This is a genomic window from Ruegeria sp. AE4 (genome assembly GCF_056542185.1).
In genome coordinates, this window is sequence record NZ_JBQFZK010000018.1 from 56,110 (window position 1) to 68,688 (window position 12,579).

The 12,579-nt window shown below is 58.2% G+C and carries 11 protein-coding genes and 1 pseudogene; 7 read left to right on the plus strand and 5 right to left on the minus strand.

All coding sequences use genetic code 11. The annotated features are described in order from the left end of the window. Window positions 1–6 precede the first annotated feature (6 nt). Window positions 7–642, minus strand: coding sequence for a DUF1326 domain-containing protein (locus ACR0EK_RS17390; RefSeq protein WP_480967981.1), 636 nt, complete (start codon window positions 640–642; stop codon window positions 7–9). Window positions 643–909: 267 nt separating this feature from the next. Between ACR0EK_RS17390 and ACR0EK_RS17395 the strand changes: the two genes are divergently transcribed. After that, window positions 910–1,599 (plus strand): outer membrane protein, encoded by a 690-nt coding sequence (locus ACR0EK_RS17395; protein ID WP_480900784.1) that lies wholly within the window; start codon window positions 910–912, stop codon window positions 1,597–1,599. Window positions 1,600–1,728: 129 nt separating this feature from the next. Here the strand turns inward: ACR0EK_RS17395 and ACR0EK_RS17400 are convergent, their stop codons facing one another. Beyond that, complete coding sequence (locus ACR0EK_RS17400; protein ID WP_209505101.1) at window positions 1,729–2,379, minus strand: peroxiredoxin; 651 nt, start codon at window positions 2,377–2,379, stop codon at window positions 1,729–1,731. Window positions 2,380–2,593: 214 nt separating this feature from the next. On the opposite strand from ACR0EK_RS17400, the gene ACR0EK_RS17405 reads away from it, so the two are divergent. Next, window positions 2,594–4,033, plus strand: coding sequence for an aldehyde dehydrogenase family protein (locus tag ACR0EK_RS17405; RefSeq protein WP_480900787.1), 1,440 nt, complete (start codon window positions 2,594–2,596; stop codon window positions 4,031–4,033). 61 nt (window positions 4,034–4,094) lie between these two features. Here the strand turns inward: ACR0EK_RS17405 and ACR0EK_RS17410 are convergent, their stop codons facing one another. Both ACR0EK_RS17410 and ACR0EK_RS17415 read right to left on the minus strand, forming a co-directional pair. Continuing rightward, window positions 4,095–4,529, minus strand: a complete 435-nt coding sequence (locus tag ACR0EK_RS17410; RefSeq protein ID WP_480900789.1) for a glyoxalase superfamily protein — start codon at window positions 4,527–4,529, stop codon at window positions 4,095–4,097. Between the two features lie 177 nt (window positions 4,530–4,706). Further along, window positions 4,707–5,558 carry a bifunctional helix-turn-helix domain-containing protein/methylated-DNA--[protein]-cysteine S-methyltransferase gene (locus ACR0EK_RS17415; RefSeq protein WP_480900791.1) on the minus strand — a complete coding sequence of 284 codons (852 nt, stop codon included), beginning with the start codon at window positions 5,556–5,558 and terminating at the stop codon, window positions 4,707–4,709. 117 nt (window positions 5,559–5,675) lie between these two features. Here ACR0EK_RS17415 and nth point away from each other — a divergent pair, with 117 nt between their 5' ends. The 3 genes and pseudogenes from nth to ACR0EK_RS17430 all read left to right on the plus strand — a co-directional run. Then, window positions 5,676–6,320, plus strand: a complete 645-nt coding sequence (gene nth / locus ACR0EK_RS17420) for an endonuclease III (RefSeq protein WP_209505105.1) — start codon at window positions 5,676–5,678, stop codon at window positions 6,318–6,320. Next, window positions 6,317–7,306, plus strand: coding sequence for an adenosine kinase (locus ACR0EK_RS17425; protein ID WP_480482801.1), 990 nt, complete (start codon window positions 6,317–6,319; stop codon window positions 7,304–7,306). Before nth ends, ACR0EK_RS17425 begins: the two co-directional genes overlap by 4 nt. 264 nt (window positions 7,307–7,570) lie before the next feature. After that, a pseudogene (locus ACR0EK_RS17430) lies at window positions 7,571–7,669 on the plus strand (IS6 family transposase); the annotation flags it as partial. Between the two features lie 82 nt (window positions 7,670–7,751). On the opposite strand, the gene ACR0EK_RS17435 reads toward ACR0EK_RS17430, so the two are convergent. Continuing rightward, on the minus strand, window positions 7,752–8,657 hold the full coding sequence (locus ACR0EK_RS17435) for a LysR family transcriptional regulator (protein WP_480967982.1): 906 nt from the start codon (window positions 8,655–8,657) through the stop codon (window positions 7,752–7,754). 97 nt (window positions 8,658–8,754) lie between these two features. Here ACR0EK_RS17435 and ACR0EK_RS17440 point away from each other — a divergent pair, with 97 nt between their 5' ends. Together ACR0EK_RS17440 and ACR0EK_RS17445 are read left to right on the plus strand one after the other, a co-directional pair. After that, window positions 8,755–10,281, plus strand: coding sequence for a sulfatase family protein (locus ACR0EK_RS17440; RefSeq protein WP_480900796.1), 1,527 nt, complete (start codon window positions 8,755–8,757; stop codon window positions 10,279–10,281). Window positions 10,282–10,319: 38 nt separating this feature from the next. Continuing rightward, window positions 10,320–11,906, plus strand: coding sequence for an ABC transporter substrate-binding protein (locus ACR0EK_RS17445; protein WP_480900797.1), 1,587 nt, complete (start codon window positions 10,320–10,322; stop codon window positions 11,904–11,906). The last annotated feature ends 673 nt before the right edge of the window (window positions 11,907–12,579 follow it).

The window sequence follows — 12,579 nt, forward strand, 5'->3', positions numbered from 1 at the left end:
GGCCGATCAGTGGGCAACCCCGCCGGGCCCATGTTTCAGAAAGTGCCACTGGCCATAGCTGTCCTTCAGGTCCAGCTTTATCGCGGCATCAGAGCGGGTCGAGGCGCTGCCAATCTCGGCAATGGAAAACTCGATCCCGCCGGGGATATCGATGCGCACCCGATGCGCGCCGCCGCCATGCGGGGCCTGAATCGGCTGTCCGGTGGATTTCAGAACATCACCAACGGTAACGCTGGCCGTGCGTTCTTCGAGGTCCATCTCGAATTCGATCGGCAGGTAAAGCGTGTCATGAACCGTCTCGCACATTGCCCTGAACACATACCAATGCGTCGCCATCTCTTCGGTTTCTTCACCGTGAAAGACCTTTTCCAGCGCGTCGCGCTGTGCCGGGGTTGCTGCGGGATCAACGATCACCTGCATCTCGCCGCCGCCCTCAAAGATCGGCCCCGGCCAGGCATAGATCAGCGCGGCTTTGGTCCCGCTGAGGTCGGTGTCACCGAAATGCCCTTTGGTCACCTCCAGCACTTCGAACCCCCGGCAATCGCCATGGGTCGGCAACTCTTCGAACTGGCAGGGGCAGGCATAGCCGCAGTTGCAGTTCCCGAAACTCTCTCCTTCAACATACCAATCTGTAAAAGCCATGGTCTTCTCCTGCTTTGAACAGTCCGAAAGCCCGAGGTGATTGGTCGCATGCCTGAGTTTTGCCCCTAAGCACCCTATCACAATTCGGCGCGAACCAGAACCTGAGGGGCCCGAAGAAGCCGATGAACAGCGCTGCCCCAGCCCCGGATCTATTCACTCACGCGCGTCCAAAAACCTGTGAAACGAAGTGATAGCCCCGCGCCTTTCCTTTCCGTCAAGCCCGCCCACATCGAGGCCAAGCAGAGTTTTGGAGCTACGGAGACAATCATGTTCAAGCACATTTTACTTACCTCAACGGCCCTCGCCGCCAGCGCGACGGCGCTTGCCGCGCAGAGCCTGGGCGACGGCACCTATGTTCAGGGTTTTGTCGGGTACAGCCAGCTGCAGGACAGCGATTTCGCAGGCACGATCGGCGGCACGCCCCAATCCGTCGACACGGAGTTCGACGCAGGGTTCGGTCTGGGCGTGGCCATCGGCAAGGAGATCCCGCAATGGTCCAATGACAGGTTCGGAACACGGGTTGAGCTGGAGCTGTCTTACCGCGACAGCGACGTGGATGGTGTGAACTTCTCGGGCAACGGGCCGGGGGCCGAGGGCAATATCTCGGGCGATGTCACGCAGACCTCATTGTTTGCCAATGTGCTGTTCGATTTCAAACAGGCGGGTGCGCTGACGCCCTATGCCGGGTTTGGTCTGGGGGCCACCTATTCGGATCTGGATTTTGCCTATGGGCCGGGTGTGGTACTGGATGACAGCGACACCACCTTTGCCGCGCAGCTGATCGCCGGTGTGGCTTACGAGATCAACCCGTCAACCGCCTTTACCGTCGACGCCCGCTATGCCCGCGCCTTTGACGTCTCGTCGCGGCGACTGGCCCCGAACGGCGCGTTGACCGGCATTGTCGAAGACGATCTGGATACGTTCAGTGTCAATTTCGGGCTTCGGTACAAGTTCTGAGGTCTAGGGGCAGGTTTCCCGCCGGTCACCCTGCCCCCGCCTGCTTCATCTGGCCCCAAATATCCTCGGGGGGGATCGTGCCGGCAGGCGCGATGGGGGGCAGACAGCCCCCCTGACCCGGTAACCGCCTTAGGACGGCGCTTTGGTCTTGCGCAGATAGGGAAAGATCGTCTCGAACGCGCCGAATTTGGCCTTGGCGTCTTCGTTCGACACTGAGGGCGGGATGATCACGTCTTCACCCGGCACCCAGTTGGCAGGTGTTGCGACACCTTTTGACGACATCTGCAACCCGTCCAGCGCGCGCAGGATTTCGGCAAAGTTGCGGCCCACGGTCATCGGATAGGTCATCGACAGTTTCAGCTGCTTGTCCGGGCCGATGATAAAGACCGACCGCACGGTGGCGCTGTCAGCCGGGGTGCGACCATCAGGCAGGTAGGCTTCGGCAGGCAGCATGTCGAAGGCTTTCGACACCGCCAGACCCTCATCAGCGATGATCGGGAACCCGGGATTGGCCTTACCGTATTCCTCGATATCCTTCTTCCACTTCTTGTGGTCTTCGACACCGTCAACCGACACGCCGATCACCTTGGTGTTGCGCGCGGCCCATTCGTCGTTCAGCTGCGCGACGGCCGAGAATTCGGTGGTGCAGACAGGCGTGAAATCCTTGGGGTGCGAGAACAGAATGGCCCAGCTGTCGCCAATCCAGTCGTGAAACTGAATGGTGCCCTGATCTGTTTCTGCGGTGAAGTTCGGGACCGTATCGTTGATGCGCAAACCCATTGGGTATCTCCTTTCCAGTATTAACCTGAGTCGATTGCCCGCAACCTAATCACTTTGCCCACGGGTTAAAACTTGCATCGTGGTCGCGGCCCGGAAATTCACCGGTTTCACTGGAAAAATAATTTGATCAAATTATCTATTGCCCCCTGTTCGCTTGGGTGACAGAGTGTCGGCGAACAGCCGGATTCTAGCTGGACCGACAGGAGGGCTCAGGATGATCGAAAAGCGGAATTTCTATATCAATGGTCAATGGGTCGCGCCGTCGCAACCCAATGATTTCGAGGTCATCAACCCCTCGACCGAGGAGCCGTGCGCGGTGATCTCACTGGGTGGGCAGGCCGACACGGATGCGGCAGTTGCCGCCGCCAAGGCCGCCCTGCCGGGCTGGATGGCAACGCCGGTAGAGGCCCGCATCGCGCTGGTCGAGAAGCTGATCGACATCTACCAGACCCGCGCGGAAGATCTGGCGCAGGCCATGTCGCTGGAAATGGGCGCGCCGATTGACATGTCGCGCAGCCAGCAGGTTGGTGCAGGCACATGGCATTTGCAAAACTTCATCCGCGCGGCCAAGGCGTTTCAGTTTGAACGCCCTCTGGGGGATCACGCCCCGAATGACCGGATCATCTATGAGGCGGTTGGCGTGGCCGCATTGATCACGCCCTGGAACTGGCCGATGAACCAGGTCACGCTCAAGGTCGGTGCAGCGGCGATTGCGGGCTGCACGATGGTTCTGAAACCCTCCGAGCAAAGCCCGCTGAACGCGGTGATCTTTGCCGAGATGATGGACGAGGCAGGGTTCCCGCCCGGTGTCTTCAATCTGGTGAACGGCGATGGCGCGGGCGTTGGCTCGCAGCTGTCGGGTCATCCCGACGTGGATATGGTCAGCTTTACCGGCTCGACCCGTGCGGGTACGGCGATTTCGAAGAACGCGGCGGAAACGCTCAAGAAAGTGCATCTGGAACTGGGCGGCAAAGGCGCCAATGTGGTCTTTGCCGATGCCGATGAAAAGGCTGTCAAACGCGGCGTGCTGCATATGATGAACAACACCGGCCAGAGCTGTAACGCGCCGAGCCGGATGCTGGTGCAGCGCCCGATCTATGATCAGGCCGTTGAGATCGCCGCCGAGGTCGCCAGCAAGGTCACAGTGGGCAGCGCCGCAGAAGAGGGCCGCCATATCGGACCCGTCGTGAATGAGGTTCAGTGGACCAAGATTCAGGACCTGATCCAGAAAGGTATCGACGAAGGGGCGCGGCTGGTCGCGGGCGGCACCGGACGCCCCGAGGGGCTGAACAAGGGCTATTATGTCCGCCCGACGGTCTTTGCCGATGCCAACAACCAGATGACCATCGCGCGTGAGGAAATCTTTGGCCCGGTTCTGACCATGATCCCTTTCGACACCGAGGAAGAGGCTGTCGAGATCGCCAATGACACACCTTATGGCCTGACCAATTATGTGCAGACGCAGGACAAGGCGCGCGCCAACCGCATGGCGCGGGTTCTGCGGTCGGGCATGGTCGAGATGAACGGCCAGTCGCGCAGCGCGGGCTCTCCGTTTGGTGGGATGAAGCAATCCGGCAACGGGCGCGAAGGTGGCGTTTGGGGGCTGGAGGACTTTCTGGAAGTCAAATCCGTCGGCGGCTGGGCGGCTGAATAATACACCCAGCGCAATGCGAGATGAGAGGGCGAGGCAACGCGGTTGCCTCGCCCGTGTTATGTCAGACAGGCCGCACCACTAGCTGGGGTTCCCCGTCGGACGTATGGCGACGGGAACGACCGTCCCAACCAATCTCTCCGGTCACGCGCTGGCGATAGGCCGAGAAACTGTCGAACCGGACCACATCGACGGGCGTGTCGAACTGCAGGGTCACCCGGCGGTGCGCACCGTCCCCCAACATGGTCAGACCACGAATTTCCGCTGTGAACGGCTGGCCCAGGTAGCGACCTTCGACCCGGTCCCCCACACACAAACGCATCCGGTTGCCCGCCATCGCGTGCAATGTGTTCCAGTCGCGCACCCCATGTTGATGCGCCACCAGTTCCAGGGCCTGACCGTGCGACAGCTGAACGCCGGTGTCGCGCAGTTTCCGTCGCAGGCGTTTGGCCTGCTCTTTCAGCTCCTCCAGCGGAGCGATGTCTTGTGACAGTGTCATGTTTTGCCTCGTTTCCTTGAACGGGCGCGAGTTTAGGACGGGGTTCGCATTACCATCCGCGCGCCGGGAAAGGGCAACAGATGTTTGTTCAACCGGGTTTCACCAAAGCCAATGGCCGCGAACGGCAGGGGACCCGAACCTGCGGTGCTTTTTGGCAGCGGTCCGGCCTTCTGTCAATCAGGCGTCGGCCTGTGCCGCCTCATAGGCCAGCATGGCCCGTTTGACCGGCAGACCCCAATGATAGCCGCCCAACCCCCCGGATTTGCGCAGGGCGCGGTGACACGGGATCAGCCAACTGACCGGGTTTCGCCCGACCGCCGTGCCCACGGCGCGCACGGCCTGCGGCGAACCCACGCGCTGCGCGATCTCGGAATAGGTCGTCACCTGCCCCGACGGGATGTGCATCAGTGCTTCCCATACCTTGATCTGCAAGGGTGAGCCGATCAGGTAGAGCGGTGTCGGCTCTGACCGGTCGCTGGCCGTGCCGAATGCGCTGAGAACCCAGGGGCGCAGGCGCATCGGATCTTCGACATAATCCGCGTTGGGCCAGCGCGAGACCATATCCTCCATCGCCGTCTTCTCTCCGGTTTCAGCCCCGAAGGCGATGCCGCAGATGCCCTTGTCGGTGCCCATGACCAGCGCGGGGCCAAAGGGGCATTCGAACCAGCCCCAGTAGATCGTCAGACCCGCGCCTCTGCGGGCATATTCGCCGGGGCTCATGGATTCCCATTTTAGGAACAGATCATGCAGGCGGCCACTGCCGGACAGGCCCACGTTATGGGCGGTTTCAAGCGTGGTGAACCGTTCGCGCAGCAGCGCCTTGGCATGGCCCAGCGTCAGGTATTGCTGGTACCGTTTTGGCGACACGCCGGTCCAGCGCGAGAACAGGCGCTGGAAATGGGCCGGGCTCATGTCCATCTGGCGGGCCAACTCATCAAGGCTCAGGCCCTCGCCGCCCTGATCGATCAGCTCGATTGCCCGGCGCATGACGTTGTAGTGGTATCCGCTTTCGGGGGTCTGGACGTTCATGGTTGCACCTCGTTGTCTGACACAAACCATAGCGCGCGCGACACGCTGCCGCGACCCGGAACTTGCGCATTGGCTTTGGGCTTGTGTCGCGGCCCCTCGGGCGGCATTAAGGCCCGGATGGCAAAGCAACTCGACTATCATACGATCCGCGAGATCTTTACGCGCTTTCAGGAAGCCGACCCCGAACCCAAGGGTGAGCTTGAGCATGTGAATGTCTACACGCTGGTCGTGGCCGTGGCGCTGTCGGCGCAGGCAACCGATGCGGGGGTCAACAAGGCCACGCGCGAGTTGTTCAAGATCGCCGATACGCCGCAAAAGATGCTGGATCTGGGCGAGGAGGGCCTGATCGAGCATATCAAGACCATCGGCCTGTTCCGCCAGAAGGCCAAGAACGTCATCAAGCTGAGCCGTATTCTGGTCGAAGACTATGGCGGTGAAGTCCCAAATTCCCGCGCAGCGCTGCAATCGCTGCCGGGTGTCGGACGCAAGACCGCCAACGTTGTGCTGAACATGTGGTGGCGGCAGCCGGCGCAGGCTGTGGACACGCACATCTTTCGCGTCGGCAATCGCACCGGCATCTGCCCCGGCAAGGACGTGGACGCGGTCGAGCGCGCCATCGAAGACAACATCCCCGCCGATTTTCAACTCCATGCGCATCACTGGCTGATCCTGCATGGCCGGTACCATTGCAAGGCGCGCAAGCCGCAATGCCCGACCTGCATCATCCGTGATCTCTGTCAATTCGAGGACAAGACATTATGAAAACCTACCAGCTGACCGGTATCGGAAATGCCGTTGTGGACGTGATCTCGCAGGCCGATGACAGTTTCCTGGAACTGATGGGCATTGAAAAAGGCATCATGCAGCTGATCGAGCAGGAGCGCGGCGAGCTGCTGTATGCCTCGATGGAGGGTCGGGTACAGACACCGGGCGGGTCTGTTGCCAACACGATTGCGGGCGCAGGTGCACTGGGGCTGGATGCTGCTTTTATCGGGCGGGTGCATGACGATGCGCTGGGCCGGTTCTATGCGGATGCGATGAACGAAGATGGCGTCGATTTCGTCAACCCGCCGGTTCCGGGCGGGGAATTGCCGACCTCGCGCTCGATGATCTTTGTCTCGCCCGATGGCGAGCGGTCGATGAACACCTATCTGGGCATCTCCTCGGAACTGTCGTCGCATGACGTGCCCGATGAGGTCGCCGGAAGCAGCCAGATCATGTTCCTTGAGGGCTATCTGTTCGACAAGGAAAAGGGAAAGGCCGCGTTTCTTGAGGCCGCGCGCGCCTGCCACAAGGGCGGCGGCAAGACCGGGATCGCCATTTCCGACCCGTTCTGCGTGGAACGGCACCGGGTTGATTTCCTGCTGTTGATCGAGAATGAGCTGGATTTCGTCATCGGCAACGAGGCCGAAATCAAATCGCTGTTTGAAACCGACGATCTGGAAGAGGCGCTGATCAAGACCGCCGAGATTTGCCCGCTGGTGGTTTGCACCCGCTCGGGTGATGGCGTGACCGTCCTGAACGGAGGCGCGCGCATCGACGTGCCGGTCAAGAGGATCGTGCCAGTAGACGCAACAGGTGCCGGTGACCAGTTCGCTGCGGGGTTCCTGTATGGAATGGCCACAGGGCGCGATTACGAGACCTGCGCCAGGATCGGCAACGTCTGCGCCCGCGAGGTCATCAGCCATATCGGCCCAAGACCCGAGGCTGATATGCTGGAATTGTTGCGGGAAGAAGGGCTGCTTTGAGCCCATTTTGTTGAAAAACCCCTCCTTTATCGAGGGCTGAACGGCCAATCCGCATGTTGCGGGCCGGGTATTGCGTTGTGAGCCGGTTCGCGCGGTGGTTCTGTGAAGTGGTGCAACTGGCTTGAAGTCATTCGGACTATGGTTGCCCACTCATAGAAGCGTGCTGCCTTTTTGAGCGTCCAATCATTCTCACCCTTAAGGGTGTTTGCTTGCTTTAACCTCTGTCTGCGCGCAAGTGCCTTGGATTTTGGTCTTCGTTGCCCCAAGTTTGCGCCGGAGCACACAACGCGGACCCAGAAACACGTGCGGCGTGCCAGTGTCGATTGGCGCGTGGACGAGAGGCATATCCTGGTCGGTGGCAAAAGCGGGACCCATCAACGCATGCAACAGTCCCGCAATGCCGGTGTATCCGTAGAAGTCTGAACGTCAATGAACGCTTTGTTTTTTAGCCGAGTTGTTTGGTCCACAAAACAACGCGTTCGATCTCTTGGATCAGGCAATCCTGAAAATCCCTGTCTATCTGTGAAGCGTTGATGCCAATTGGTTCAACGACCGCAAACCGATAGAGAGGAAGGCCCTCTACGATCCGCGGCCGTCCTTTGTTCCCTTGCAACCAATGAAAAACCGTAAAAGCATCCACGAGAGGCAACCCACCGCAGGATTTGCTAAGAGTAAGTGCAGCTAAAGATGTTTCGACAGTCACCGGTGGGCGCTCACCCTCTAGCAAGTCACTTAGCGACAAAGCACTCTCAACTTCGTTGCGCAGCCCGATGATCTGATAGGGCGCCATCTGTTCCAGTGTCAGCTCCCCCTGACCTGCGGCTAAAGGGTGACCTTCGGGAACAAAACAAATATGTGGTAAGCTTCCCTCAAACAGGACGTTCATTTGCTTCAGAGAGCGCGAAACATAGGCGAAGCCTGTTCTCATCGCGCCGAAACGGGCATAGTCCAGTATCCAGTTTGAAGATCGTACCCGCCAATCGATCCGGATGTTCTTTTCCGCTATGTTCAGCCGTCTCAGGGCCTGAGGCACGAGGTCTAATGAGGCGGCGGTTATTGTGGCAATTGACAAGGACCCGCGATCCTTCCGAGCGATCTGAGAGGCGATCTCGTTCAAGTTCGCAAGGGCCGAAAAATTGCGTTTAACCTCTTGATAGAATTCTTCCGCTTCGGGGAGCGGTGTCACACCCTTACTTCGGCGACGAAACAAAGGAACGCCAAACTCCCGCTCCAGATCCGACAAAAGCCGGCTGACGCTGGGTTGTGACAGATTCAACCTGCGACCAGCAGCGGAAACCGACCCGGTTTGCATGATCGCAGAGAAGACGTTGAGTTGGTTATGGGTGAACATAGGTATTCGATTAACAAATATCAGTCGAAACAGATAGTATTATTTCAAATGTAAGCGCTGTGGTACTGTCCCGTTGTTTCGGAGGGCAGCGCCAAGAATGAAGAAAAATGTCATTTTGATTATGACGGACCAGCAACGCGCGAACAGTCTGGGCTGCACCGGAAACAAGCATGTCAGGACACCGAATATAGACGCACTGGCCCAGCGGGGCGCCGTCTTTACCAAGCATTTCACACCGCACCAGATCTGCTCTCCAAGCCGGTCCACTTTGTTCAGCGGTCAGTATGCAAGGTCGCACGGCCTGACGCGCAACGGGGTTGCCCTGCCTGAGGATCTGAAACTGATCACCCATGACTTTCAGGCCATGGGGTACAAGACCCATGGGGTTGGGAAATTCCACTTCCAACCTATTCTGGCCGGGCCAGAGCATCTTATGCCGGATTCAAACGCCTTTTGGGACTTACCGGAAAGTGAGGGATGGTGCGGCCCCTTTTACGGGTTCGACGCGGTCGACATTCTGATTGGAGAATCCGTTAGTGCCACAAAGGGTGGGCATTATGCCCGTTGGCTGGAATCTGTCGCGCCGGGAGCGGCCGAGCTCTATCTCCCGGAAAACGCGCTTGAACCGCAATGTGGGGATATTGACGAAGTTTGGAAATCGGCCATCCCTTTCGACTTGCATTACAACTCTTGGATCACAGATCGGGCCTGCGAGTTCCTGACCGAAAATGACGGGTCAGACCCGTTCTTTCTGTTTGTTTCCTTTCCCGATCCGCACCATCCTTTTTCCCCCCCTGCGCCATGGTGCGACATGTACGATCCGGCGGACATGCCAATGCCCTCATATGTGCCTGATGAGCTGTCAGCGATGCCGTCTTTCCTGCGCGACGGCGATGATGAGGAAAAAGGTAAAAGCTATGTGGACTTCCTGCGCGATCCGGGACCACCGCGAGAACAGGGTTTTTTGCAGACAACATCGAGCTTCTCGGACGATTCAATTCGCCGTGCGATCGCGTATACCAATGGAATGATTTCGATGATTGACGCTTGCGTCGGCCGGATCATGGCACAGGCGGAGCATCAAGGTCTCCTTGAAGACACCATTGTCATTTTCACCTCGGATCATGGCGAGTTGTTGGGTGATCACGGGCTTATCCGAAAAGGCCCCAGCCCCTACAGATCGCTTTTGCACGTACCGCTGATCGCTGCAGGTCCGGGGATCGAGCTTGGCGAACGTCACGGGACAACAAGTCATCTGGATCTGCGCGCGACGTTGCAGGATTTTTTGGAGCTGGAGCATCAGCCGACCGAAGGGGTCTCTTTCGCTCACCTGATGACGCAGGCAGATGGCCCGGGGCGTCGCGAGTTTTTTGCCGAATATCACCCACGTACGCGCATGGACACTTACAACCAGACGGTAATGACAGACGAATGGCGTGTCACAATCTATCCTCAAAACGCAGACTGGGGAGAGATGTTCGATCTTCGCAACGATCCGGGTGAACACGTCAATCTCTTCTTCAAAGAAGAATACCGCAGCACGCGTGACGAGATCATTGAAAAATTGTCACGACACTTTCCGCCAGCTGCGGATGCAGGCGGAGTGTCACTTGCAACCTACTAATCAAATCTGAGCTCTCAAACGACAACGGGGAAGTCACCATGAACGAACATATCAAATATCTGGCAAAACAGGCAGCGCTTGGCAAAATGCCCCGCCGTGAATTTCTTGGGAAGGCGTCCGCCTTGGGGCTGGCTGCTGCAACAGCCAATCTGGCGATGTCGTCAGCGGTCAAAGCCGCTGGTCCACAAAAAGGTGGCACCATTCGCGTTGGCATCCAGGGCGGCGGCACAACCGACAGCCTTGATCCTGCGACCGCCGCAAACTCAACCGCTAATATGGTCGCCCGCCTTTGGGGTGAGACGCTCTTGACGCTTGCACCTGATGGCGGCCTTGAGCCCAAGGTCGCAGAAAGCTTTGAGGCTTCTGCCGACGCAAAAACGTGGACGTTCAAGATACGAGACGGCATCACCTTCTCAAACGGTCAGCCCGTCACTGCCGAGGATGTTCTACAGACCATTGACCGACACTCGAACGAAGAGACCAAATCCGGGGCGTTGGGCTTGTTGCGTGGTATCGCAAATATGCGAACGGATGGCGACCTGTTCATCGTCGAGCTGGAAGCGCCCAATGCGGACCTTCCATATCTGCTTTCGGATTATCACCTCGTCATTCAGCCTGGTGGCGGTAAAGAGGACCCAGCTGCTGCAATTGGCACCGGTCCTTATGTTTTGAAAGCCGCCGATATGGGTGTGCGTTTCGTGGCTGAACACAACCCCAACCATTGGGATGACACGATTGGTCATGCCGGCACGATCGAAGTGATTGTCATCAACGACAACACCGCACGAGTCGCGGCGCTGCAATCTGGTCAGGTCGATATGATTGACCGTGTGCCGCCCCGTACTGCACGTCTTGTTGACCGCGCGCCCGGTATCACGGTGCGCTCTACGTCTGGCGCAGGTCATTACGTGTTTATCATGCACGTCAATACCGCGCCGTTCGACAACCATGATCTGCGTATGGCCTTGAAATACGCCATCAATCGTCAGGAAATGGTGGACAAGATCCTCTTCGGCTACGGCTCTGTGGGCAATGACACACCCATCAACAGCTCTTATCCCCTCGCAACTGAGTTCGAACAGCGCGAATACGACCCGGACAAGGCGGCGTTCCACTTCAAGAAATCGGGTCATAGCGGGCCGGTCACGCTTCGGTCGTCCGAGAATTCGTTCCCCGGCGCATTGGATGCGGCTGCGTTGTTCCAGCAGTCCGCAGCTGCCGCGGGCATAACGCTGGATGTGAAGCGCGAGCCCAATGACGGCTACTGGTCTGAAGTTTGGAACAAGCAACCTTTCTGCACCAGTTACTGGGGTGGCCGTCCGGTTCAGGACCAAATGCTGTCCACAGCATATTTGTCCACAGCGGATTGGAACGACACCCGGTTCTTCAACGAGCGTTTCGATCAAATCGTCATCGCAGCGCGCGCCGAACTCGATGATGCGAAGCGCAAGGAAATGTACGCAGAAGCCTCAGCGTTGATCCGTGATGATGGTGGTCTGATCTGTCCGATGTTCAACGACTTTGTCGGTGCGACTTCAGATCGGATCAGCGGTTGGGTTGACGATCACAAGGGCTTTGACCTGATGGATTTCCGCGCACCGTTGAAGATGTGGGTCGCCGCTTAAACGCGCGGTTTTCGGGTTTGACCATGAACAGGCGCAGTTCTTATCCCGAACTGCGCCTGTTCAATTGCGACTCGAACCAGCGTTTCAAAAGAAATGGCACGTGTCGGGCATTGATTGGCATCCCATGCCCTGGCGAGAGGAACTACGACTTGAATAGAGCCGCTGCGGGTCTGATCCGATCCGCGCTGGTAAGGAGGGCTCAAGGATCACTTACTGTGAGTGCCAACCCGCAGCGACTGAGCGCATGTAAGAGTTGCAAACTGACACGTAAGGGGGAAGAAAACGCCGTCTGACGTCACTTTTTGAGCGATTAGTCGAAAAATCAAATCGCTTCTTACGTTTGCGTAAACTTCTTAATGGCCACAACAACTGAATCGACGTTGCGTCAATAAAACGATACGCGAAAAGCGCGAGAAGATACTCACCGCGACAACTGTTTATCACGAAGTCAGGCCAACTCCTGCTCGGTTGGCTTGGCACTGCTGCGCCGCTCATATTTCTCCACTGCCGATGGTTGTCTTTGACATCTTTCTCGCCGTGGCTCCGCTTGGCTCCGGGTTTCTGTCTCATCTCCACGCCTTGGTGGACCTGTCCCGTTTTTGTGCCGCCCCAAGTGCTCGTTTAAGCCACTTTCCTTTCGAATGCGACAGGGCTTTTCCAGCCCAATGCTGAG

Coding starts and splice junctions, on each gene's coding strand:
- ACR0EK_RS17390 (WP_480967981.1), bottom strand. CDS start 642: ATGGCTTTTACAGATTGGTATGTTGAAGGAGAGAGTTTCGGGAACTGC.
- ACR0EK_RS17395 (WP_480900784.1), top strand. CDS start 910: ATGTTCAAGCACATTTTACTTACCTCAACGGCCCTCGCCGCCAGCGCG.
- ACR0EK_RS17400 (WP_209505101.1), bottom strand. CDS start 2,379: ATGGGTTTGCGCATCAACGATACGGTCCCGAACTTCACCGCAGAAACA.
- ACR0EK_RS17405 (WP_480900787.1), top strand. CDS start 2,594: ATGATCGAAAAGCGGAATTTCTATATCAATGGTCAATGGGTCGCGCCG.
- ACR0EK_RS17410 (WP_480900789.1), bottom strand. CDS start 4,529: ATGACACTGTCACAAGACATCGCTCCGCTGGAGGAGCTGAAAGAGCAG.
- ACR0EK_RS17415 (WP_480900791.1), bottom strand. CDS start 5,558: ATGAACGTCCAGACCCCCGAAAGCGGATACCACTACAACGTCATGCGC.
- nth (WP_209505105.1), top strand. CDS start 5,676: ATGGCAAAGCAACTCGACTATCATACGATCCGCGAGATCTTTACGCGC.
- ACR0EK_RS17425 (WP_480482801.1), top strand. CDS start 6,317: ATGAAAACCTACCAGCTGACCGGTATCGGAAATGCCGTTGTGGACGTG.
- ACR0EK_RS17435 (WP_480967982.1), bottom strand. CDS start 8,657: ATGTTCACCCATAACCAACTCAACGTCTTCTCTGCGATCATGCAAACC.
- ACR0EK_RS17440 (WP_480900796.1), top strand. CDS start 8,755: ATGAAGAAAAATGTCATTTTGATTATGACGGACCAGCAACGCGCGAAC.
- ACR0EK_RS17445 (WP_480900797.1), top strand. CDS start 10,320: ATGAACGAACATATCAAATATCTGGCAAAACAGGCAGCGCTTGGCAAA.